Annotated in this window: 21 protein-coding genes; 9 read left to right on the top strand and 12 right to left on the bottom strand. The window is 66.8% G+C overall.

Annotated features, from left to right (window positions below):
* Positions 1-29 precede the first annotated feature (29 nt).
* Positions 30-725: a TorF family putative porin gene (locus AC13GF_RS03190; protein ID WP_483003233.1), complete on the bottom strand. Its 696-nt coding sequence runs from the start codon at positions 723-725 to the stop codon at positions 30-32.
* Between the two features lie 206 nt (positions 726-931).
* Here AC13GF_RS03190 and kbl point away from each other — a divergent pair, with 206 nt between their 5' ends.
* Positions 932-2,140, top strand: a complete 1,209-nt coding sequence (kbl, locus tag AC13GF_RS03195; RefSeq protein WP_005408238.1) for a glycine C-acetyltransferase — start codon at positions 932-934, stop codon at positions 2,138-2,140.
* An 84-nt stretch (positions 2,141-2,224) separates the two neighbouring features.
* On the opposite strand, the gene AC13GF_RS03200 is transcribed toward kbl, so the two are convergent.
* The 4 genes from AC13GF_RS03200 to AC13GF_RS03215 form a co-directional block, all read right to left on the bottom strand.
* A complete protein-coding gene (locus AC13GF_RS03200) occupies positions 2,225-2,560 on the bottom strand; it encodes a hypothetical protein (protein ID WP_005412356.1) in 336 nt (111 codons plus the stop codon).
* 85 nt (positions 2,561-2,645) lie between these two features.
* Positions 2,646-3,455, bottom strand: coding sequence for a pseudouridine synthase (locus AC13GF_RS03205; protein ID WP_483003234.1), 810 nt, complete (start codon positions 3,453-3,455; stop codon positions 2,646-2,648).
* A gap of 20 nt (positions 3,456-3,475) precedes the next feature.
* Positions 3,476-3,982 (bottom strand): hypothetical protein, encoded by a 507-nt coding sequence (locus AC13GF_RS03210; RefSeq protein WP_422353740.1) that lies wholly within the window; start codon positions 3,980-3,982, stop codon positions 3,476-3,478.
* A 220-nt stretch (positions 3,983-4,202) separates the two neighbouring features.
* Entirely contained in the window at positions 4,203-5,294 is a 1,092-nt protein-coding gene (locus AC13GF_RS03215; protein ID WP_010483958.1) for an OmpA family protein, read from the bottom strand.
* A 357-nt stretch (positions 5,295-5,651) separates the two neighbouring features.
* On the opposite strand from AC13GF_RS03215, the gene AC13GF_RS03220 reads away from it, so the two are divergent.
* The 5 genes from AC13GF_RS03220 (at position 5,652) to AC13GF_RS03240 (ending at position 11,109) form a co-directional block, all read left to right on the top strand.
* Positions 5,652-6,671 (top strand): zinc-binding alcohol dehydrogenase family protein, encoded by a 1,020-nt coding sequence (locus tag AC13GF_RS03220; RefSeq protein ID WP_483003235.1) that lies wholly within the window; start codon positions 5,652-5,654, stop codon positions 6,669-6,671.
* Positions 6,672-6,857: 186 nt separating this feature from the next.
* Positions 6,858-7,490 carry a membrane protein YczE gene (gene yczE / locus AC13GF_RS03225; RefSeq protein ID WP_483003236.1) on the top strand — a complete coding sequence of 211 codons (633 nt, stop codon included), beginning with the start codon at positions 6,858-6,860 and terminating at the stop codon, positions 7,488-7,490.
* Between the two features lie 135 nt (positions 7,491-7,625).
* Positions 7,626-9,656 (top strand): FAD-dependent oxidoreductase, encoded by a 2,031-nt coding sequence (locus tag AC13GF_RS03230; RefSeq protein ID WP_483003238.1) that lies wholly within the window; start codon positions 7,626-7,628, stop codon positions 9,654-9,656.
* Between the two features lie 298 nt (positions 9,657-9,954).
* Positions 9,955-10,413: a cell wall hydrolase gene (locus AC13GF_RS03235; RefSeq protein WP_004154513.1), complete on the top strand. Its 459-nt coding sequence runs from the start codon at positions 9,955-9,957 to the stop codon at positions 10,411-10,413.
* 84 nt (positions 10,414-10,497) lie between these two features.
* Positions 10,498-11,109: a glutathione S-transferase N-terminal domain-containing protein gene (locus AC13GF_RS03240; protein WP_483003240.1), complete on the top strand. Its 612-nt coding sequence runs from the start codon at positions 10,498-10,500 to the stop codon at positions 11,107-11,109.
* Between the two features lie 79 nt (positions 11,110-11,188).
* On the opposite strand, the gene AC13GF_RS03245 is transcribed toward AC13GF_RS03240, so the two are convergent.
* From AC13GF_RS03245 to AC13GF_RS03270, 6 genes are all read right to left on the bottom strand, one after another.
* On the bottom strand, positions 11,189-12,244 hold the full coding sequence (locus tag AC13GF_RS03245) for a suppressor of fused domain protein (RefSeq protein WP_483003241.1): 1,056 nt from the start codon (positions 12,242-12,244) through the stop codon (positions 11,189-11,191).
* A 46-nt stretch (positions 12,245-12,290) separates the two neighbouring features.
* Positions 12,291-12,794 carry a hypothetical protein gene (locus AC13GF_RS03250; RefSeq protein WP_483003243.1) on the bottom strand — a complete coding sequence of 168 codons (504 nt, stop codon included), beginning with the start codon at positions 12,792-12,794 and terminating at the stop codon, positions 12,291-12,293.
* A 215-nt stretch (positions 12,795-13,009) separates the two neighbouring features.
* Entirely contained in the window at positions 13,010-14,890 is a 1,881-nt protein-coding gene (gene prpE, locus AC13GF_RS03255; RefSeq protein ID WP_043033750.1) for a propionate--CoA ligase, read from the bottom strand.
* 617 nt (positions 14,891-15,507) lie between these two features.
* Complete coding sequence (locus AC13GF_RS03260) at positions 15,508-16,122, bottom strand: RluA family pseudouridine synthase (protein ID WP_483003245.1); 615 nt, start codon at positions 16,120-16,122, stop codon at positions 15,508-15,510.
* Positions 16,123-16,255: 133 nt separating this feature from the next.
* Positions 16,256-17,242 carry a malate dehydrogenase gene (locus AC13GF_RS03265; RefSeq protein ID WP_004153634.1) on the bottom strand — a complete coding sequence of 329 codons (987 nt, stop codon included), beginning with the start codon at positions 17,240-17,242 and terminating at the stop codon, positions 16,256-16,258.
* Positions 17,243-17,360: 118 nt separating this feature from the next.
* On the bottom strand, positions 17,361-17,852 hold the full coding sequence (locus AC13GF_RS03270) for a peptidylprolyl isomerase (RefSeq protein ID WP_004153629.1): 492 nt from the start codon (positions 17,850-17,852) through the stop codon (positions 17,361-17,363).
* Positions 17,853-18,125: 273 nt separating this feature from the next.
* Between AC13GF_RS03270 and typA the strand changes: the two genes are divergently transcribed.
* The 3 genes from typA to AC13GF_RS03285 are packed head-to-tail and all read left to right on the top strand — an operon-like array spanning position 18,126 to position 22,116.
* Positions 18,126-19,973, top strand: coding sequence for a translational GTPase TypA (typA, locus tag AC13GF_RS03275; RefSeq protein ID WP_032129766.1), 1,848 nt, complete (start codon positions 18,126-18,128; stop codon positions 19,971-19,973).
* 11 nt (positions 19,974-19,984) lie between these two features.
* The gene (locus tag AC13GF_RS03280) at positions 19,985-20,452 is read left to right on the top strand and encodes a DUF2127 domain-containing protein (protein ID WP_005408223.1); all 468 of its coding nucleotides are present in this window, start codon (positions 19,985-19,987) and stop codon (positions 20,450-20,452) included.
* Between the two features lie 41 nt (positions 20,453-20,493).
* On the top strand, positions 20,494-22,116 hold the full coding sequence (locus tag AC13GF_RS03285; RefSeq protein ID WP_483003246.1) for an amidase: 1,623 nt from the start codon (positions 20,494-20,496) through the stop codon (positions 22,114-22,116).
* A gap of 56 nt (positions 22,117-22,172) precedes the next feature.
* Here AC13GF_RS03285 and AC13GF_RS03290 read toward each other — a convergent pair whose 3' ends face one another.
* A complete protein-coding gene (locus tag AC13GF_RS03290) occupies positions 22,173-23,360 on the bottom strand; it encodes a mechanosensitive ion channel family protein (protein WP_483003248.1) in 1,188 nt (395 codons plus the stop codon).
* Positions 23,361-23,400: the final 40 nt, after the last annotated feature.

Here is a 23,400-nt window from a genome sequence, read left to right on the forward strand (position 1 = left end):
CCTTTTTCGTGGACATCAGCGAAGGCGCATCAGTTACCGATCGCGACGCTCAGCATCACGCGGCTGTGGGCCAGCTTGCCGGAGTTGTCGCGGCCGTTGCCGTCGGTGCCGTAGTAACCCAGGCCGACCTTGGCCATCCCGAACTGGCGCTCAACGCCGACATTCCAGTCGGTGTAATCCTTGGCGATGCCGTCTTCAAACGTGCTGCGACCGACGTTGGCATTCAGGGTGAAGTCCTTCGGCAGGCCCCAGCTGCCGCCCAGGCCGAAGTACCAGCCATCGGTGCTGCTGTTCCAGACATCGTTGGTGTAGGCCACCGTCAGCTTGTAGGTGTCATCCAGCGTGGTGGTGGTGATCAGCTCGTTGTAGTTCTGGTGGCTGGACTTCAGGTAGGTGTAGCGGTTCAACAGCACATCGACGTTGACGCGCTCGGTGACATCCACGCCGTAGCCGATCAGGTAATCGACCTCGGTCTTCGGGTCACCCGTACCAAAATCCACGCCCGAGCCCCACACGCCGGCATACAGGCCAACCGGGCTGGTGTAGGTGAAACCGGCCTGCAGGGTCGGATCCTCGTCGGTCTGCGACACACCACGGAACAGGTAATCGGAAACGGCGGTGACGTTCCAGCTGTATGGCGATTCGTTTTCCTGGGCGCTGGCGGCGAACGGGGCGGCCAGGGTCAGGGCAGCGGCAATGGCGAGGCAGGCACGGGCGTGCTTCATGAGCGTCTCCGGTGGGGGCGGTGGCGTGGAAGGCGGGGAGCGGGCGTAGCGGCCGGAACGGGACAGCTCCGGTTCACGAATTTTTAACCAGTTTGCTATTGCGATGCAACATGTGCCGGCCGTGGCGATGCCCCAGCCGGGCCGGTCGGCAAGCCTCGATGCCCGGTAGAATCAGCGGTTTCCCCGTTCAGAGCCGTGCCCACGCCATGACCGACGCCTCCTCCGCCCTGACCCGCCACTACGCCGAGGAACTGGACGCCATCCGCGCCCAGGGCCTGTTCAAGTCCGAGCGGATCATCACCAGCCCGCAGTCGGCCGAGATCACCCTCGAGGACGGCCGCAAGGTGCTGAACTTCTGTGCCAACAACTACCTGGGCCTGGCCGACCATCCTGACCTGATCCAGGCCGCCAAGGATGCGCTGGATACCCACGGCTTCGGCATGGCCTCGGTGCGCTTCATCTGCGGTACCCAGGACCTGCACAAGCAGCTGGAGAAGCAGATCGCCGATTTCTTCGGCAAGCAGGACACCATCCTGTACGCCGCCTGCTTCGACGCCAACGGCGGCCTGTTTGAACCGCTGCTCGGCGAGAACGACGCGATCATTTCCGATGCACTGAACCATGCTTCGATCATCGACGGCGTGCGCCTGTGCAAGGCCAAGCGCTTCCGCTACGCCAACTGCGACATGGCCGACCTGGAAGCCCAGCTGCAGGCCGCCGATGCCGCCGGCTGCAAGACCAAGCTGATCACCACCGACGGCGTGTTCTCGATGGACGGCTTCATTGCGCCGCTGGACGAGATCACCGCGCTGGCGAAGAAGTACAACGCGCTGGTGCACATCGACGAATGCCACGCTACCGGCTTCCTCGGTGCCACCGGCCGCGGTTCGGCCGAAGTGAAGGGCGTGCTGGAAAAGATCGACATCATCACCGGCACCCTGGGCAAGGCCATGGGCGGCGCCCTGGGCGGCTTCACCTGCGCCAGCGCCGAGGTGATCGAACTGCTGCGTCAGCGTTCGCGGCCGTACCTGTTCTCCAACTCGCTGCCGCCGCATGTGGTGGCCGCCGGCATCAAGGCGTTCGAGATGCTGGCCGCCGCTGACGACCTGCGCGACACCCTGGTGGAGAACACCCGCTACTTCCGCGAAAAGATGGTCGCAGCCGGTTTCGACGTGAAGCCGGGCGTGCACCCGATCAGCCCGGTGATGCTGTACGACGCACCGCTGGCGCAGAAGTTCGCCGAGCGCCTGCTCGAAGAAGGCATCTACGCGATCGGCTTCTTCTTCCCGGTGGTGCCCAAGGGCCAGGCGCGCATCCGCACCCAGATCAGCGCTGCGCACAGCCGCGAGCACCTGGACCGCGCGATCGATGCGTTCACCCGCATCGGTGTCGAGCTGGGCGTGATCAAGGGTTGATCCCCCCCGGTCAAAGCGTGCCGACCGAGGTCGGCACCTACCGGGCGTGAGGGCGTGCCGACCGAGGTCGGCACCTTCCCGGCATCACTTCTTTTTCTTCTTGCCCTTCGGCTCGTCCTTGCTGGCCACCACCACCGGCTTGGCGGCAGCATCCTGGCCGTTGCCCTTGGCAACGCGGATGCCGTTGGCCTTCATCCAGGCATCGAACTCATCGGCGGTCATTTTCTTGTCGCCGTTGCTCATCAGGAAGCGGTAGCTGCCGCGACCATCCAGCTCCGGGGTCTTCACTTCCACCACCGGGGTTTCGGCCGGCGTTTCCGCCTTGGCCACCTTCTTGTGGCCACCACAGGCGGTCAGCAGCACCATCGGCAGCAGCAGGCCTGCGCAGCGCAGGGTTTGGTTGAGGGTCGGGTGGTACATGGGCAGGCTCCGTTCGGGAAATTCAGCAGCCAGGCGCCCCCTACGCCTGGAACGGTGGCCGGCAACCGCCGGCCGCGGGCGGTGATCAGCCCGGTGCAGCGGCCCCCAGCCGCTGCTGGTCACTGACCTCCAGCATCCGCCACTGGCCCTTGCCGAGATCGCCGAGCTGCAGCCCGCCGATCGCAACCCGGACCAGGCGCAGCACCTGCAGGTCGAAGGCCGCCAGCAGGCGGCGGATGTGGCGGTTGCGGCCCTCGTCGAGGACCACCTCCAGCCACGCGGTCTTGTCACCGCTGCGCAGCACGCGCACGGCCTGGGCCACGAGGAACTCGCCCTCGTCCTCCACGCCGGCCTGCAGTGCCGCCAGCGTGGCGTCATCGGGCAGGCCATCAACCTGCACGTGATAGGTCTTGTCCGGCCCGGTCTGCGGGTCGGTCAGGCGCGCCGCCCATTGCGGATCGTTGCTGAACAGCAACAACCCTTCACTGGCCTTGTCCAGGCGCCCGACCGGCGCGATCCACGGCAGCCCTGCACCATCGAAACAGCGGTAGACGGTGTCGCGGCCACGCTCGTCCTGCGCGGTGGTCACCACCCCGCGCGGCTTGTTGAGCATCAGGTACAGACGCTGCGGCGCGCCCATCGGCTGGCCATCGACCTCGATCGGCGGCGCCGGCTGGCCAATCGGGAACTCGGGATCGCGCACGATGCGGCCGGAGACGCGTACGCGTCCCTCGGCAATCCAGCGCGCGGCCTCGCTGCGCGAGCACACGCCGGCCTTGGACAGCACGCGCGCCAGGCCATGACGGACACCGGCGGCTGTGGCAGCGGGAGTCGCACGCCCACGCGGTGCGTGGGAGCGGGCGGCGGGGGCGGCAGGTGGGCGGCGCGTGCGCAAGCCTCTGCTCCCCGCGGCGCTTACTTCTTGTCGACCGGCTTGGTCTCAGCCGGTGCTTCGGCCGGGGCCGGAGTGGCGGCCGGAGCCGGACGCGCCTTGACCACACGCACGCCACGCGCCTTCATCCAGGCGTCGAATTCTTCGGCGGTCATGCGCTTGCCGTTCTGGCTCATGTCGAAGCGCCACGGCGTGTTGTCGAACTCGGTCTGCGGCTTGTAGGCCGCCGGATCGTTCGGCTTCACTGCCGGCGCGCTCGGGATGGCCTTGGCGATGTTCTGGCAGCCATCGATGCGCAGGCGCTGCAGCACCTGGTCCAGCGACTGCGACGGATCGTAATTGCCGCTCAGCACGCCGGCCGGCATGCCCAGCTGATTGCCACGGATGTAGAGCTCGTCGGCCACCGGCGCGATGGTCGTGGCCGGCAACGGCAGCGGCGAGGCGCTGGTGTTGACCGAGCAATCGACCGCAGCGTGGGCGGCGGGAACCAGGGCCAGCGCCAGGAAGGCAGCCGATGCAGAGCGCAGCATGAAGGGCATCCAGGAAAGGAAGTGACGCGGCGAGTTTAGCAATGCCGCGACAGCTTTCAAGCGCCACTTTCAATGAATACGGCAACTCATTGGTTTTACGGATAAAAACCCGACGAACGGTTGCTACCGCACCCGCAGATACCCGCATTCCGGGCCGCAGAAACAACAAGACCCGGCCGAAGCCGGGTCCTGCTGTGTCTTACTGGCAGAGCGTCAGAACTTAGTTCTGGACGTTCAGCTCGGTACGACGGTTCTTGGCGCGACCTTCCGGGTTGTCCGAACCATCCGGGTTGGTGTTCGGAGCAATCGGACGGCTCTCGCCGTAGCCGATCGGGCCGACCAGGCGACCGGCGTCAACGCCGTTCTTGGTCAGGTAGTTGTACACGGCGGTAGCACGACGCTCCGACAGCTTCTGGTTGTAAGCGTCGGTACCCTTCGAGTCGGTGTGACCGGCAACTTCAACGCGCAGATCCGGGTAACGCTTCAGGATCTCGGTGGCTTCGCTCAGGATCGCCACGGCGTCCGGACGCAGGTTCGACTTGTCGAAGTCGAAGTTGACGCCCTTCAGGTCGATGGAGACCGGCACCGGGCAACCGTCCGGACCGATGGTCTGACCCGGCTGCGAGTTCGGGCACTTGTCGTCGCAGTTGTTGACGCCGTCACCGTCGTCATCCAGGTCGGCGCAGCTCGGGGCAACCGGAGCCGGAGCCGGAGCAGCCGCGACCGGAGCCGGGCCCAGCGGGATCACGACGCCGACCGAAGCCAGCACGTCACCGAACCAGTCTTCCTTCGGAGCGGCAACGCTCTGGTCGTCGAAGTCAGCGCGGTAGGCCACTTCGGCGCGGACAGCAACGCGCTTTTCGAAGGTGGTCTGCAGGCCGACGCCCAGCTTGGCGGCAACGTTGCCGTCCTTACGCTGGCGCGGACCATTGGCATTCAGCGCCGGGTACTCTTCTTCCGACTTCTGGTAGCCCAGGCCACCGACGATGTACGGGTTCCAGCCGCGGCCTTCCTTGATGAAGTGGCGACGCAGGTCCAGCGAGACGCCGTACTGCGACCAGTTCAGGTCCTTGTTCGAATCGAAGTTCGGGTTCTGATAGTTCAGCTCACCGTCCAGCGACCAGTTCGGGCTGATGAACTTGCCCAGGCCCAGGGTCACGAACGGAGCGTCATTGGTCAGACGGTCGCTGTCCTGGAAGTTGAAGCCGGCCGAACCGGTCAGGTACCAGCGGTCATCGAACTCCTGCGCCGAAGCTGCCTGGGCAAAAGCCAGGCCGCCCAGCAGCGCGGCAGTAAGGATCTTCTTGTTCATTGAGTACAGCTCCTATTTCGGGGGTATGAAACCGGTAGAGGCATGGGCCAGCACAAGTGCGTCGATGTACGACAGCCGATTCAGCACGCCACCGCCGCGAACATTATGCTCAGGCGGGTGAAGGCCATGTTAACAGTCCCGTAACATGTGAAGTGTTGCGCCCGACCGTCCACCGGTCCGACGTTGAAACCCTATACAGGATGATGAAAATCCGCAAGACCCTCACGCTGCAAGGGTTTGACGGGGTTTAGGCGGGGGAAACGACATATTGCGCAGCACGCTGCATCACACGGTTCAGCGTGTTTGCGGAAAGGTGAGGAACCTTATGATGGAGCCACGAACCCAGCCGGAGCCGTGATGAAAGCCGTCGCCCTGAGTCGTGAATCCGCCCCTGCCCTGTGCGATATCCACCTGCCCCCGCCGCTGCCTCCCCGGGGGCGTGACCTGCTGGTCCGGGTCGAGGCGGTTTCGGTCAACCCCGTCGACGGCAAGCAGCGTGCCAGCACGGACCCGGCCACGCTCCAGGCGCCCCGCGTGTTGGGTTGGGACGCCGCCGGCGTGGTCGAGGCGATCGGCGACGAGGCCAGCCTGTTCGCGTCTGGCGACGAGGTCTATTACGCCGGTGATGTCACCCGCCCCGGCTGCAATGCGCAGTACCACTGGGTGGACGAACGCCTGGTCGCGCGCAAGCCGACCACGCTGGATTTCGCTGAAGCCGCCGCGCTGCCGCTGACCACGCTCACCGCCTGGGAGCTGCTGTTCGAGCGCATGCCCCTGCGGCTGGACGATCGCCGCCACGCCGGCCAGCACCTGCTGGTGATCGGTGGTGCGGGCGGGGTTGGCTCGATGGCGATCCAGCTGGCCCGCCATGCGGGTTTCGAGGTGATCGCCACAGCGTCGCGCGAGGCCTCGGTCGACTGGTGCCGGCAGATGGGTGCCCGGCACGTGATCGACCACCGGCAACCACTTCAGGCCCAGCTGCAGGCGCTGGGCATCGACACGGTGCAGGTCGCACTCAACCTGGCCGACACCGATCACTACTGGGACGAACTGGGCCTGCTGCTGGCGCCGCAGGGACACGTCGGCCTGATCGTCGAGCCGCGTGGGCCGCTGCGCATCGGCGATCCCTACAAGGCCAAGTGCATCGGCATCCACTGGGAGTTCATGTTCGCGCGCTCGCGCTTTGCCACTGCCGACTGCATCGAGCAGCACCGCATCCTCAGCCGCACGGCCAGCATGATCGATGCCGGCCAGCTGCGCGGCACCCTCAGCCAGACGCTGGGCCCGATCAATGCAGCAAATCTGGACATCGCGCATCAGCGCCTGGCCGGCGGACGTACGGTGGGCAAGCTGGCGCTGGCAGGCTGGGACGATTGAGCCAGGCTGGAACGCCGACGTAGAGCCGAGCCCATGCTCGGCTGCTCTGCCTGGCACCGCCAGCCGAGCATGGGCTCGGCTCTACAGATTCCGCCTGTGGCAGCGGATTGGGCGGCATCTGTATCTATGGCGACGGATGAATCGGGATTACGGTGGAAACAGATCCTCCCTTCCCCCGAGCGTGCCATGCCCACCGCCCTGCCCCTGCGCCTGCTGCAACTGATCACCGGCCTGTTCCTGTATGGCTTCGGCGCATCGCTGATGATCCGTGCCGCCATCGGCGTGGCGCCCTGGGACGTGCTGTCGCAGGGCATCGCCGCGCAGACGCCGCTGTCGTTCGGGCTGGCCACCAACGTGATCGGTGCGCTGGTGCTGCTGCTGTGGTGGCCGCTGCGGCAGAAGCCGGGTGTCGGCACCGTGCTCAACGTGATGCTGATCGGCCCCTCCGCGCAGTTCGGGCTGTGGCTGCTGCCGCCAGCGGCCGGCCTTGGCTGGCAGCTGGCGATGTTCTGCGCCGGCATGCTGCTGGTCGCGCTGGCCACCGGCCTGTACATCGGTGCCAAGCTGGGCCCTGGCCCGCGCGACGGCCTGATGACCGGCCTGCACGCCCGCACCGGCTGGCCGATCTGGAAGGTGCGCAGCCTGATCGAGGGCAGCGTGCTGCTGCTGGGCTGGTGGCTGGGCGGCAATGTCGGCCTCGGCACACTGGCCTTCGCCCTGCTGATCGGGCCGCTGTGCGGGGTCACGCTGGGCTGGTTCGGGATTGGCCGGCCCGCTACGGTAATGCCGGCCGCTGGCCGGCAACCGCAATCACCCTGAACTGCCCCGTATGCCGGCCAGCGGCCGGCACTACCAAACCGTCAGACAGCGGCCAGCCCCGCCCTGCGAAGCGGCCCTTGCCCCGGCCGCCGTTTCGCGGCACGCTTCGCGCTTCCGTACGCAAGCGTATCGACCATGTCGCCAGCCAACGAAAGCGCCTACCCCCACCTGTTCGCCCCGCTGGACCTGGGCTTCACCCAGCTGCGCAACCGCGTATTGATGGGCTCGATGCACACCGGCCTGGAGGATCGCGCCCGCGACTTCCCGCGGCTGGCGGCCTATTTCGCCGAACGCGCCGAGGGCGGCGTCGGCCTGATCGTCACCGGTGGCTTCGCGCCGAACGTGGTCGGCTGGCTGAAGCCGTTCGGCGGCAAGCTGTCCTGGCCCTGGGAAGTACGCCCGCACCGGCAGCTCACCGCCGCCGCGCACCAGCACGGCGCGAAGATCTGCCTGCAGCTGCTGCATGCCGGCCGCTATGCCTACCACCCTTTGTCGGTGGCGCCGTCGAAGCTGAAGGCACCGATCAACCCGTTCACCCCGCGTGCGTTGTCGGCCAGCGGCGTCGAGCGCCATATCGCCGACTACGCACGCAGCGCGAAGCTGGCCCGCGAGGCTGGCTACGACGGCGTCGAAGTGATGGGCTCGGAGGGCTACCTCATCAACGAGTTCATCGCCCCGCGCACCAACAAGCGCACCGACCGTTGGGGCGGTGAAGCCAGCCAGCGCATGCGCTTCGCGGTGGAGATCGTGCGCCGTATCCGCGAGGCCTGCGGCCCGGACTTCATCATCATCTACCGCCTGTCGCTGGTGGATCTGGTCGATGACGGCAGCAACTGGGAAGAGATCGTGCAGCAGGCGCAGGCGATCGAGGCGGCCGGCGCGACGATCATCAATTCCGGTATCGGCTGGCACGAAGCGCGCATTCCGACCATCGCCACCTCGGTGCCGCGTGCTGCCTTCGCCGGGGTCACCGCCAAGCTCAAGCCGCATGTAACGGTGCCGCTGGTGGCGACCAACCGCATCAACATGCCCGATGTCGCCGAGCACATCCTCGCCAGCGGCGGTGCCGACATGGTGTCGCTGGCGCGCCCGCTGCTGGCCGACCCGCAATGGCCCAACAAGGCCCGCGCCGGCCGCGCCGAGGCGATCAACACCTGCATCGCCTGCAACCAGGCCTGCCTGGACCACGTGTTCGAGAACAAGCTGGCCAGCTGCCTGGTCAATCCGCGCGCCGCCCATGAGACCGAGCTGGTCTACCGCCCCACCGCCACGCCGAAGACGGTTGCCGTGGTCGGTGCCGGCCCTGCCGGCCTGGCCTGTGCCACCGTCGCTGCCCAGCGCGGCCACCAGGTCACCCTGTTCGATGCCAACGAGGAGATCGGCGGCCAGTTCAACGTGGCCAAGCGCATCCCCGGCAAGGAAGAGTTCCACGAGACCCTGCGCTACTTCCGCCACACGCTGGCCGAAACCGGTGTGCAGCTGCGCCTCGGCACCCGCGCCGATGCCGCCAACCTGGCCGGCTTCGACGAGGTGGTGCTGGCCACCGGCATCACCCCGCGCAAGGTCGACTTCCCCGGTGCCGACCACGCCAAGGTGGTGAGCTACCTGGACGTGCTGCTGGGCCGGGTCGAAGTGGGCGCCAATGCGGCGATCATCGGCGCCGGCGGCATCGGCTTCGATGTCGGCGAATTCCTCAGCCACGCTGGTGAGTCGCCCTCCCTCGACCCGCAGCGCTGGATGGCCGAATGGGGCGTGGACAGCACGTTCGAGGCCCGCGGCTCGCTGGCCAGGCCGCAGGCCGAGGCATCGCCGCGGCGCCTGTGGCTGCTGCAGCGCAGCCCGGGCAAGCCCGGCGCGCGGCTGGGCAAGACCACCGGCTGGATCCACCGCGCCACGCTGAAGGCCAAGGGCGTGCGCATGCTCGGTGGCGTCGAGTACCTGGGTGTGGACGACGAAGGCCTGCGCATCCGCGTGGAAGGCAGCGAACAGCTGCTGCCGGTCGACCATGTGGTGATCTGCGCCGGGCAGGAACCGAACCGCGCATTGCAGGCCGAACTGCAGGCCGCCGGCATCAACGCGCAGCTGATCGGCGGTGCCGATGTAGCGGCCGAACTGGACGCCAAGCGGGCGATCGACCAGGGCAGCCGGGTCGCCGCCGCGCTCTGATGAGCGGCTGAATGGGGGGCGGAATGTGATTTCCGTCACCCCTGCCGAACCTGAATGTCAAGCCGGACGGTTCACGATGCGTTCGGCTATCCCCCCCTACCTTGCGCCATCTTTCCGCTCACCAGCCAGTTTCCGGTGAGCCGGCGCAGCCCCCTCGATCGGTACTGATCGATTCTTTTGGGGCTGCCCACGGGGCGGCCCCGATGGCCGCCTCCCCATGACGCCAAGTCGTACCCCGCCTCCTGTCGCCGCCGCGGCCGGAACCGGAGCGTGCGGCCCATACGGAGCAAGGAGTTATATGAAACTGGCCTGGATTCTCTGGCTGTCGCAGTTGTTGCCGCAGCCGGCCGCTGATTCACTGTGTCTGAGCACCACCGTTTACCTGGAAGCCCGCGACCAGACCCTGCGCGGCCAGCAGGCCGTCGCCGAGGTCGCCCTGCGCCGCCTCGACAGTGGCCTGTGGGGCGACTCGATGTGCCAGGTGGTCACCGCGCGCAAGCAGTTCGCACCGACCATTGTCTCCCCCGGCACCCAGCTGGGCAATGACGCGGCCTGGAGCGAGGCGATGAACGTGGCCTTCGACGCCGAGCGCAACTGGGCGCTGCCGGCCGGCGAGCGCCGCGAGATCGTGCCCGGTGCCAGCCACTTCGCCGCGCTGTCCATCGCCAGCCCGAACTGGCGCAATGCCTACCAGGTGGCCACCATCGGCGATCACACCTTCTATAAGGTGCAGAACCTCAAGCCGCGGCAGTCGTAACGATCCGTGCTGGCGGCAGCGTTGCCGCCCGCCGCCAGGCTCTGGGATAGTGGGCGCTTCCCGCCCGCATCACCTGGAGTTCCCATGAAGCTGTACAGCAAGCCCGGTGCCTGTTCCACCGCCGACCACATCGCCCTGCAGTGGACCGGCCAGCCGTTCGAGGTTGAACTGCTGAACAAGGACACCCTGAAGGGCCCGGAATTCCTCAAGATCAATCCGGCCGGCGCCGTCCCCGCACTGGTCGACGGCGACTTCGTGCTGCTGCAGAACGCCGCGATCATGGGCTATATCGCCGACAGCTTCCCGCAGGCCGGCCTCGGCGGCGACGGCAGCCCGCGCCAGCGCGCCGAAGCCACCCGCTGGCTGGCCTTCGTCAATTCCGATGTGCATCCGGCCTTCTCACCGCTGTTCGCACCGGGCAAGTTCATCGCCGACGAGAGCCAGTTCGATGCGATCCGTGCCGCCGCGCACAAGCGCCTGCGTAGCCTGTTCGAGACCGCCGACAAGCAGCTGGCCGACAAGCCGTGGCTGGCCGGCTTCCGCAGCTTCGCCGACCCGTACTTCTACATCACCCTGCGCTGGGCTGCCGGCACCAGGGTCGACCTGTCCGGTCTGGACAACCTGGCCGCCTACAAGGCGCGCATGGACGCCGATGCCGGCGTGCAGGCCGCACTGAAGGCTGAAGGCCTGGCCTGACCTGCCCGCCGGGTCTGAGCCGGGGTCGGATCCGTCTGCGCAGCAGGCGGCTTCGACCCCCTCGGTTCCAACAGCCTGATCAACCGATCTGGCGGATCACTTCGCCCTTGGCATCGCGCAGGTAGGTCGGCACCACTTCGATGCGCAGCGCCGCCGCCACCGGGTAGATCCCGCGCTCGGCACGCACGCCTGCCAGGGCTTCCAGACCCGTCTCGTCCAACGCCCAGCGCGCGCTGTCGGCCGATACCTCGCCGGTTTCACCGCGCGCGGCCGGAATGAATTCCCACTGCCGCTCGCGGCTGACCAGTTCCAGCGATCTGCCGTGGCGCAGGCGCAATGGCAGCAGCTCGCACACGCTGGCCACCTGGCCGGCACCGAGCACCAGGGTGGTGACGCCTGCCTCCTGCCGCCAATCCAGTGTCTCGATGAACAACATGCCGGTACTGGAGCCCTCGCGCTCGCTGCCGGCCTGCACCTGTGCGGCCAGTGCCGGATCGTCCAGCAGGTTGCCGCGATGCAGGTCGCTGACCCACAGCGGCATCGCCGGTTGCAGCGCCTGCAGCACGCCGCGCGTCGACCAGCGCTTGACCGCCTCCATCTCTTCATCGGTCAAACCGACCAGCTGCAGGAACTGCAGGTGGCCATTGGCGGTGTCGCTTGCGGGCAACTGCGGGTCCGCGACGAAGGCCAGATGGCACAAGCGCGTGCCGGTCTCCAGCGCGATCGGGCCGTTGGCATTGAGGTGATGACCATCCTCGAACACGTTGCCACTGCCGAACACATAGCGCGCCAGGTTCTGCAGCAGGTTCATCGGCCACACCGGCGGTGTGCTGCCGGCGTTCTCACCGACGTCGGCAGCGAGGCGGAAGGTCAGCTCGAAACCATAGCCGCTGGTGGCGGCATCACTGCTCTCCTTGGCATACAGCTCGGAGAAGCCGTAAGTGACGTAGTGCCAGTGCGGAACCGGCGCATCCGCCCAGTACACGCTGATGCCATCGAGCGGATCCTGGCCACCGAGCGTGTACGGCAGCGCGGTGCCGAAGTGACGCGGCTCCTGCCCGGCATAAAGCGGCGCCAGCGCCGCATTGATCGCGTCCCAGCCGGGGGTATCGGTGTCGTCGTGGTCGTCCTGCACGCGGGACTCCTTGTGGGGAAGTGAACCGATCACTTTACGCGGTGGCTCAGGCCTGCACGACCTCATCGCCACCATTCACCACGGCCGCCTGGGTTTCCTGCCACCAGCGCTGCGCCAGCGCCGGACTGCGCGCCTTGCCCACCGCCGCCAGCAGTTCCGGGCACAGGCGTTCCAGCGCCAGCGCATCGGTGCAGCGTTCGATCTTCAACTGAATGAAGTAGCCCTTCAGGCCCAGATGCCGACGCACTGCCTCACTCATCGCGTCGTACAGCTGCTGGTACAGCGCCGGATCCTGTTCGCGACCGCTGCTGATGCTGCGCGTCGGTGCGGTTTCGGCACTTCCGTCGATCACTTCAATCAGGCCCTGTGCTGACAACTGCTCCAGTGCGTCCGGTGGTGCGCGCAGGCCTTCGAACAGGCCGCGCAATTCAGTGTCATCGCGATGGCCGTCGACCATCAGCAGGATCGAACGCAGTGCCGCCGGCAGGCGCCGGCCACGGTCTTCGATTTCCTGACGGCCAGCAGCCGTCTTGGCGTGCAGCAATGCCATTGCCTCCCCCTCCCTCGATGCGCAATGCCGGCGCGCCCTGGCGGGCACGCTCCCCTGTGTGCCATCCCCGGACGGCACGCGCCTTCCCCGGCGCGCGCCGCGTATTGCAGGTCGATGACAGGCCGAGCTTAGCGCAAGTGCTGCGGGTAGTGCCGGCCGCCGGCCGGCAACCTCGGGATTGATGGGGGTGCCGGCCAGCGGCCGGCACTACCGGATCAGCGGCCCAGCGCCCGGCGGATCTCCTCCAGCGCGCTGGGGTCGTCCAGCGTCGACAGGTCACCCGGGTCGCGCTGTTCGGCCAGCGCCTGCAACGAGCGCCGCAGCAGCTTGCCCGAACGGGTCTTGGGCAGCGCATTGACCACATGCACATGCGCCGGGCGCGCAACCGCACCAAGCGAAGTCGTCACCGTGGCCATCATCTCGGCCACCACCGGCGCCGGATCCTCGCCATCCAGGCCCTGCTTGAGGGTGACGAACACCAGCGGCACCTGCCCCTTCAGTTCATCCTTGACCCCGATCACGGCGGCCTCGGCCACGCGCGGATGGCTGGAAATGGCCTCTTCGATCTCGCGCGTACCCAGGCGGTGCCCGGCCACATTGATCACATCATCGGTGCGACCGAGGATGAAGGTGTAACCATCATCGTCGCGGATCGCCCAGTCCAGCGAGCTGTACAGCAGTTCCTTGAAGTGGCTGAAGTAGCTCTGCAGGAAGCGGCTGTCGTCGTTCCACACCGTACTCATGCAGCCCGGCGGCAACGGCGGCGACACCACCAGCACGCCCTTCTGCCCCGGTGCGACTTCCTCGCCGGTGTTCTCGTCGATCACCTTCATCCGGTAGCCGAGATTGGGGAAGCCCGGCGAACCGAAGCGCACCGGCTTCATCTCCAGGCCCGGCAACAGGGTCAGTGCCGGCCAGCCGGTTTCGGTCTGCCAGTAGTTGTCGATGATCGGCTTGCCAAGCGCTTCGCTGATCCAGTGCGCGGTCGGCTCGTCCAGCGGCTCGCCGGCCAGGAACAGGTACTTCAGCGCGCGCAGATCGTGGCGATGGATGAAGTCCGCGTCGTGCTTCTTCAACACGCGGATGGCGGTGGGCGACGAGAACATCGTGCGCACGTTGTACTGCTCGCACAGTGCCCACCAGATGCCCGGATCCGGATTCGTCGGCAGCCCTTCGTACAGCAGCGAAGTGCAGCCACCGATCAGCGGGCCGTACACATTGTAGGAATGGCCCACCGCCCAGCCGACATCAGAGGTGGAGAACATCACCTGGCCCGGCTTGCAATCGAACACGGTCTCCATCGACTGTGCCATCGCCACCGCATAGCCGCCCACATCGCGCTGCACGCCCTTCGGCTTGCCGGTGGTGCCGGAGGTATACAGCAGATAGCTCGGTTCGCTCGCTTCCAGCCACTGCACCGGCACATCGACTTCCCCGATCTGCGCACGCAGCGTGGCGTAGTCCACATCGCGGCCCGGCACGCGTGGTTCGGCGGCATCCAGCCCACGCGACACGATCAGTACATGCGGTGGCGGCGAAGCCGCTTCGGCGCAGGCGGCGTCGACCATCGGCTTGTACGGAATCAGCTTGCCACCGCGCATGCCGGCATCGGCGGCGATCAGCAGCTTCGGCTTGGCATCGTCGATGCGCAGCGCCAGGTTGTGCGCGGCGAAGCCACCAAACACCACCGAGTGCACCGCACCGATGCGCGCGCAGGCCAGCATCGCGAACACGGCTTCGGCCATGTTCGGCATGTAGATCACCACACGGTCACCGTGGCCGACGCCGAGGTGCTTGAGTACCGCGGCGAAGTCGTTCACTTCGCGATACAGCTGGCGATAGGTGATCTCGCGCGTGCTGTTGGTTTCGGTGGAAATGGCGACCAGCGCGAGCTGGTCGGCGCGCTCGGCCAGGTGGCGGTCGACGGCGTTGTAGCAGAGATTGGTTTCACCACCGACGAACCAGCGCCGGAACGGCGGGTTGCTGTAGTCGAGCACCTGCTGCGGCGGTTTGTGCCAATGGATGCGCTTGGCTTCCTCGCCCCAGAAGGCCTCCGGCTCGTCGATCGAGCGACGGTAGGTTTCCTCGTAGTTCATGACGCAGCCCTCCCAGACAAAGTCATGGGTTCGAGGATAGTCCGGCGCTGGCGCGCGGGCCGCCCTACCTTGGTAGGGGGTGGGTTTTTCATGCAGGGCTGCGCCCTGCACCTGCAGAGGCCAGAGCAACGTCAACGTCAAATGCTGGCTTCCCGTGGGATGGCGGGGTGGGTCCGATTGCGGGGGACGCCGTGAATCCGTCCTTGGAGGCTCGGTCGCCGCATCCATGCGGCTCACGCCCCCGCAACCGGACCCACCCCGCCTTCGACAGTTCTCCGCGATCTGTCAGAACGGCGTTCTGCCTTGGTGGGTGTCGACCTTGGTCGACACGGCAGAGCCACGCCATGCGTGGATGCATTTCGATTTCAATTCGAAATATTCGATTCCGATGGAGATTCATCCACGCGTGGCGTGGATCTACTGGCCGCCGGCCAACTGTCGAAGGTGGGGCGGTGTCGGAGTGCGGGGTGTCAGCCGCATGGATGCGGCTGCCAAGCCTACACGGACGTACTTGCGGCGTCCCCGCACTCCGACACCGTCCCGCCAACCCACGGATAGCCGGCTTTTGACGTTGACGTTGATTCTGCGGGTGCAGGGCTGCAAGCCCTGCCGAACCCCTAGAAGGGAGCCGCGGACTCGAACGCGAGCGCCTCGCCCGTCACCGGGTGGGAGAACTGCAGGCTGCGCGCATGCAGATGCACGCGCTGCGCCGGTGCGGCGCCATACAGCACGTCACCGACGATGGGATGGCCGAGACTGGCCATGTGCAGGCGCAGCTGATGGCTGCGGCCAGTGATCGGCTCCAGCGCCACGCGGGTGCGCTGCGCTTCAACGTCCCGCGCCATTACGCGCCAGCGCGTCAGCGCCGGCTTGCCGCGTTCGTGATCGACCATCTGCTTCGGCCGGTTCGGCCAGTCCACGATCAGCGGCAGGTCCACTTCGCCGGCATCGCCTTCGAGCAGCCCCTGCACTACCGCTTCATACCGCTTGCCAACCTGGCGCTGCTCGAACTGCATCGACAACGCCGCCTGCATGTCCTTGCCACGCGCATGCAGCAGCAGGCCGGAGGTCACCTGGTCCAGCCGATGCACGGTCAACGCATCCGGGTACAGCGCCTGCAGGCGCGCGACCACGCAGTCCTGGTTCTCGGCGCTGCGGCCGGGCACGGACAGCAGGCCGGCCGGTTTCTCGGCCACCAGCAGTGCGTCATCGATGTAGTGCAGGTGGATCATGCGGTTCCAGGAATTCCAAATGAGAACGGGGAAGCCGAAGCTTCCCCGTTTTCTGCGTACCGACCAACGGTCGGTACCTACCTTCTGGATCACGTACCGACCAACGGTCGGTACCTACCGGTCAACGCCGGTATCAGCCCAGCAGGTGGGCGACGCCGGCGCGCTCTTCTTCCAGCTCGGCCAGGGTCTTGTCGATGTACTTCTGGCTGAAGTCGTCGATCGGCAGATCCTTGACCAGGGTGTACTTGCCGTTCTCGGTGGTCACCGCGAAGCCGAAGATCACGCCTTCCGGAATACCGTAGGAACCGTCGGACGGCACGCCCATGGTGACCCACTTGCCGTTGCTGCCCAGCACCCAGTCACGCACGTGGTCGATGGCTGCGTTGGCGGCCGAAGCAGCCGAGGACGAACCACGGGCTTCGATGATCGCCGCGCCGCGCTTGCCCACGGTCGGGATGAAGGTGTTGGCGTTCCATTCCTGGTCGTTGATCGCATCGGCGATGGAGGCACCATCGGCGGTGGCGAAACGGTAGTCCGGGTACATGGTCGGGCTGTGGTTGCCCCATACGACCAGCTTCTCCATGCCACCCACCGGCTTGCCGAGCTTGGTCGACAGCTGGCTCAGCGCGCGGTTGTGGTCCAGGCGCAGCATGGCGGTGAAGTTTTCCGGCTTCAGGTCCGGGGCCGACTTCATGGCGATGTAGGCATTGGTGTTGGCCGGGTTGCCGACCACCAGCACCTTCACGTCACGGCTGGCGACCTTGTTCAGCGCCGCGCCCTGGGCGGTGAAGATCTTGGCGTTTTCCAGCAGCAGGTCCTTGCGCTCCATGCCCGGGCCGCGCGGACGCGCGCCGACCAGCAGGGCGATGTCGGCGTCCTTGAAGGCCACTTCGGCGTCGTCGGTGCCGACCATGCCGGCCAGCAGCGGGAAGGCGCAGTCTTCCAGCTCCATCATCACGCCCTTCAGGGCGGCCTGGGCCTTGTCGACCGGCAGTTCAAGCAGCTGCAGGATGACCGGCTGGTCCTTGCCCAGCATTTCGCCGGAGGCGATGCGGAACAGCAGGGCGTAACCGATCTGGCCGGCGGCGCCGGTCACGGCAACACGAACGGGTGCTTTCATGGGGGTTTCCTCTTGCTTGCAAGCGTTTGATGGGACGCCGCGGGCATGGCCACGCAGGCCGGGCGGGCGGCGGGGAACAGGGAAACGGCCACCCGTGGGTGGCCGTTTCGAAGGGGGATCAGGCGGCGAGGTGCTTGTTCCACTCCGCGACGCGCTCGGCCTGGGCGGCCAGCACGGCGTCGACGTCGCCTTCCAGGGTGATCGAATGGATCACGTCGCCCTGCTTGACCGAATCGACGATGGCCTGGCCTTCCAGGACCTTGCCGAAGACGGTGTGGCGGCCGTCCAGCCAGTCGGTCTTGATGTGGGTGATGAAGAACTGGCTGCCGTTGGTGTTCGGGCCGGCGTTGGCCATCGACAGCGAGCCGACCTCGTGCTTCACGCCATTCTTCTCGTCTTCGAACTTGTAGCCCGGGCCGCCGGTGCCACGACCCTGCGGGCAACCGCCCTGGATCATGAAGTCGGCGATCACGCGGTGGAAGATCAGGCCGTCATAGAAGCCGTGCTTGACCAGGTTCACGAAGTTGGCCACGGTCAGCGGCGCCTTGTCGGCGAACAGCTCGACCTTGATCGGGCCCTGGGTGGTGTCGAAAGTGGCGATGAGGGACATGAAGATCCTTGATGCAGAGGGGAATGCGTCTAGCCACCTAGTTTACACCTGCCTCGTGGCGGCGGCGGCTTCGACCATCGGCGCAGACCCCGGCTTCAGCCGCCGGCGGGGGAGCCCCGCACGACGGTCCTGGCGGCCTCGGCCGCCGCGGCGGACAGCCAGCTGAATGGGCCCCATGACGGGTGTGAAATCCACCTTTTCGCGAATCGTCAAGTTCGACGTATAATGTTGGACTTCTTTTTCCAAATCCGGCGCCGACTGGCCCCCTTTCGTATGTCCATCGAAAATCTTCGCAACATCGCCATCGTCGCCCACGTCGACCATGGCAAGACCACCCTGGTCGACCAGCTGCTGAAGCAGTCCGGCACCCTGTCCGAGCGCACCGTCCTCGCCGAGCGCGTGATGGACAGCAACGACCAGGAAAAGGAACGCGGCATCACCATCCTGGCCAAGAACACCGCCATCACCTGGGAAGACAAGAAGACCGGCATCAAGAACCGGATCAACATCGTCGACACCCCCGGCCACGCCGACTTCGGTGGTGAGGTCGAGCGCGTGCTGTCGATGGTCGACACCGTGCTGATCCTGGTCGATGCGATGGACGGCCCGATGCCGCAGACCCGCTTCGTGACCCAGAAGGCCTTCGCGATGGGCTTCAAGCCGATCGTCGTGGTCAACAAGGTCGACCGTCCGGGCGCCCGTCCGGAGTGGGTGATCGACCAGGTCTTCGATCTGTTCGACAAGCTCGGCGCCACCAACGAGCAGCTGGACTTCCCGATCGTCTACGCCTCGGGCCTGAACGGCTACGCCGGCCTGGAAGACACCGTGCGCGATGGCGACATGACCCCGCTGTACGAAGCGATCATGCAGCACGCGCCGCGTCCGGAAGTTGATCCGGAAGGCCCGTTCCAGATGCGCATCAGCCAGCTGGACTACAACAACTTCGTGGGCGTGATCGGCATCGGCCGCATCCAGCGCGGCACCCTGAAGAAGAACATGCAGGTCGCGGTCATCGACCGTGAAGGCAAGAAGCGCAACGGCAAGGTGCTGCAGGTGCTGGGCTTCATGGGCCTGGAGCGCATCGAGCAGGATACCGCCGAGGCTGGCGACATCGTGGCCATCTCCGGCATCCAGGAGCTGACCATCTCCGACACCATCTGCGCCCCGGACACCCCGGAAGCCCTGCCGGCGCTGACCGTCGACGAGCCGACCATCTCGATGACCTTCCAGGTCAACAACTCGCCGTTCGCCGGCAACAAGGACCTGTCCGGTGGCAAGTTCCTGACCAGCCGCCAGATCAAGGACCGCCTGGACCGTGAAAAGGTCCACAACGTGGCCCTGAAGGTCGAGCAGCTGGAAGACGCCGACAAGTTCCTGGTCTCCGGCCGTGGCGAACTGCACCTGTCGGTGCTGATCGAGAACATGCGTCGCGAAGGCTACGAGCTGGCCGTGTCGCGCCCGGAAGTGATCATCAAGGAAATCGACGGCCAGATGATGGAGCCGATCGAGCAGCTGGTGGTGGACATCGAAGAAATCCACCAGGGCGGCGTGATGGAAAAGCTGGGCACCCGCAAGGGCCAGCTGAAGAACATGGAATCGGACGGCAAGGGCCGCGTGCGCCTGGAATACTCGATCCCGGCCCGTGGCCTGATCGGCTTCCAGAACGAGTTCAAGACCCTGACCCAGGGTTCGGGCCTGCTGTTCCACGTGTTCGACCACTACGGTCCGAAGGAACAGGGCGCGATCGCCAAGCGCATCAACGGCGTGATGATCGCCAATGCGCCGGGCACCACGCCGGCCTACTCGCTGGGCCCGCTGCAGGAGCGCGGCAAGCTGTTCGCTGCTGAAGGCGACAACGTGTATGAAGGTCAGCTGGTCGGCATCCACTCCAAGGACAACGACCTGACCGTCAACGCGATCAAGACCAAGCCGCTGACCAACATGCGCGCTTCGGGCAAGGACGATGCGATCCAGCTGACCCCGGCGATCAAGTACTCGCTGGAACAGGCCCTGGACTTCATCGAAGACGACGAGCTGGTCGAGATCACCCCGAAGGAGATCCGCCTGCGCAAGAAGTTCCTGACCGAAAGCGACCGCAAGAAGGCTTCGCGCGGCGGCTGAGCCAGCACCCCGTGAACCAGAGCGGCTACAACCCGGATCCACACCGGCATCCGGGTCTCCATGTCATCGCCCTGCTCGAAGCGAGCAAGGCGATGCTGGCGCTGTTGGCCGCCACCGGGCTGGAAGTGCTCGGACCGCAGCCGCTACGGCACGGCATCATGGCCCTGATCCGGCGTTTCAGCCTGGATCCGGACCATGGCACCCTGCCCTCGCTGCTGCACATGATCAGTCCCGACGCGGTCCATCTGGCCGCGGCGGGAATGATCGGCTACGGCCTGCTGCACCTGGTCGAGGCCTGGGGCCTGTGGCGGGCCAAGGCCTGGGCGTCCTGGCTGGGCTGCCTGACCGCCGCCCTGTACCTGCCTTTCGATATCTTCGCGATCATCCGCCACCCCGGCTGGCCGTCATGGACGATCCTGGCGATCAACCTGATCGTGGTCTACGTCCTCGCCCGCGACCTGCGCAAGCGCCACCGCTGAGCACCCGCTACACTGGGGATTGGAGCCGACCAAGCCGCCCCATGCGCCCGTCCTTGCCGCCTCTGCTGACCTGCCTGCTCGCCGCGTTGCCGGCGCTGCTTTCGGCTGGCTGCAGCCCGGCCACGCCCAGCGCGCATGCGGCCGAACCTGCGAGCCGCAACGTGCCGTTCCCGTACGCCGAAACCGATGTCGCCGACCTGCAGGCGCGGATGACCGCCGGTGAACTGGACAGCACCACCCTGACCCAGGCCTACCTGCAGCGTATCGCCGCCCTGGACCGCACCGGGCCACGCCTGCGCGCGGTGATCGAGCTCAACCCCGATGCCCTGAAGGAAGCCGCCGCGCGCGACCGCGAGCGCCGTGATGGCCGCCTGCGCGGCCCGCTGCATGGCATCCCGCTGCTGCTGAAGGACAACATCAACGCCGCGCCGATGGCCACCAGTGCCGGCTCACTGGCCCTGCAGGGCTTCCGTCCGGACGATGCCTACCTGGTACGCCGGCTGCGCGAAGCCGGTGCGGTGGTACTGGGCAAGACCAATCTCAGCGAATGGGCCAATTTCCGCGGCAATGATTCGATCTCCGGCTGGAGCGCGCGCGGCGGCCAGACCCGCAATCCCTATCGGCTGAGCCATTCGCCGTGCGGTTCCAGCAGCGGCAGCGCGGTGGCCGTGGCCGCCAACCTCGCCAGCGTGGCGATCGGTACCGAGACCGATGGCAGCATCGTCTGCCCGGCGGCGATCAACGGCGTGGTCGGGCTGAAGCCGACCGTCGGCCTGGTCAGCCGCGACGGCATCATCCCGATCTCCTTCAGCCAGGACACTGCCGGACCGATGGCACGCAGCGTCGCCGACGCTGCCGCCGTGCTGACCGCGATCGCCGGCCGCGATGATGCCGACCCGGCCACCGCGACCATGCCCGGCCGTGCGGTCTACGACTACACCGCGCGACTGGACCCGCAGGGCCTGCGCGGCAAGCGCATCGGCCTGCTGCAGACGCCGCTGCTGAAGTACCGTGGCATGCCGCCACTGATCGAACAGGCGGCGACCGAGCTGCGCCGCGCCGGCGCCGTGGTGGTGCCGGTGGAGCTGCCCAACCAGGGCGCCTGGGCCGAAGCCGAGCGCAGGCTGCTGCTGTACGAATTCAAGGCCGGGCTGGAGCGCTACTTCAGCACCCACCGCGCACCGCTGCGCAGCCTGGCCGAGCTGATCGCCTTCAACCAGGCGCACAGCAAGCAGGAACTGGGCCTGTTCGGCCAGGAGCTGCTGGTGGAGGCCGATGCCACCGCCGGCCTGGCTGACCCCGCCTACATCCGCGCGCGCAGCGATGCGCGCCGCCTGGCCGGCCCGGAGGGCATCGACGCCGCCCTCGCCGCCCATCAGCTTGACGCCCTGGTGGCACCGACCACCGGCGTGGCGTGGCCGATCCGCAGCGAAGGCGACGACTTCCCCGGCGAGAGCTACAGCGCCGCCGCCGTGGCCGGCTATCCCAGTCTGACCGTGCCGATGGGCCAGATCGATGGCCTGCCGGTCGGCCTGCTGTTCATGGGCACCGCCTGGAGCGAACCGAAGCTGATCGAAATGGCCTACGCCTACGAACAGCGCACGCGCGCACGGCGCCCGCCACACTTCGATACCGATGCGCTGATCGACGCCGGCGAGCCCTGATGCGGTAGCGCCGGCCGCTGGCCGGCGACCTTGGATCTGCCGGCCAGCGGCCGGCACTACCGTTCGGGCTCCAGCTCTACCGGCACGATGGCTGCCTCGCCATCTTCAGCACCTGGCGAACGCACATCCGCAGTGCGCGCACATGGGCCGCGCGGCATATCCAGCTCGTCGTCGTGCTGCAGCCGCGCACGCACCTGCGGCAGCGACTGCGGATGCTCACGCGCGAGGAAATCGAGCATGCGCTCGCGCACCAGGCAACGCAGGTCGAAGGCATCACCGGAGCTGCGCGCGCTGACCAGCAGGCGCACCTGGATCGCACGCTCACTGGTCTCGGTCACCTGGGTCACGCAGACCCGGCCATCCCACAGCGCTTCGCCCCGGCAGATGCGCTCCAGCTCGGCGCGGATCGCCGCGATCGGCGCACGGTAGTCCAACCACAGGAACGCGGTGCCGAGCAGGTCGGCGCTGCGCCGCGTCCAGTTCTGGAACGGGTTCTCGATGAACCAGGTCAGCGGCACCACCATCCGCCGCTCATCCCAGATACGCACCACCACGTAGCTGCTGCCGATCTCCTCGATGCGCCCCCACTCACCTTCGACGATCACCACGTCATCCAGCCGGATCGGCTGCGTCACTGCAATCTGCAGGCCAGCGATCAGGTTGCCGAACACCGGCTTGGCCGCGATACCGGCCACCAGGCCGATCAGGCCGGCCGAGGCAAGCAGGGCGGTGCCGATCTTCTGCACCATGGGGAAGGTCAGCAGCACCAACGATGCGCCCAGCACGATGATGCCACCCATCAGCACGCGACTGAGTACCCGCGTCTGGGTCTGGATGCGGCGCGCTTCCAGGTTGTCGGAAACATCGATGGGATGGCTGCGCAGGATCGCCCGCTCACCTGCTGCCACCGCCCGCACCAGCAGCCAGATGAAGCACGCGGTCAGCGCGATGTGCAGTACGTGCTGCAGATGGCCCAGCAACGGATCCTGCAGCGGCGTCGCCTGCAACGCGGGAATCAGCAGCAGCAGCGGCCATGCGGTGGCCATCGGCAGCCCGAGTACACGACCGATGCGCGCACGCCGGCGATCACGCCCTTTCAGCCGGTGATAGATCCACAGGATCAGCCACGCGCCGATGCCGCCCACCAACGCTGCCAGACCCAACGGCCATGCATAGGCCTGTGCGCTTTGCCAGTGCACCGTTGCCACCTCCACTCGAACAGCCAAGCGGACAGCTTCGCGCATGGCGCATGAGCGTCACGTCAGCCGTTCGTAAGCAGGGTGT

Source organism: Stenotrophomonas sp. 22LJNL06-5-1 (assembly GCF_056861455.1).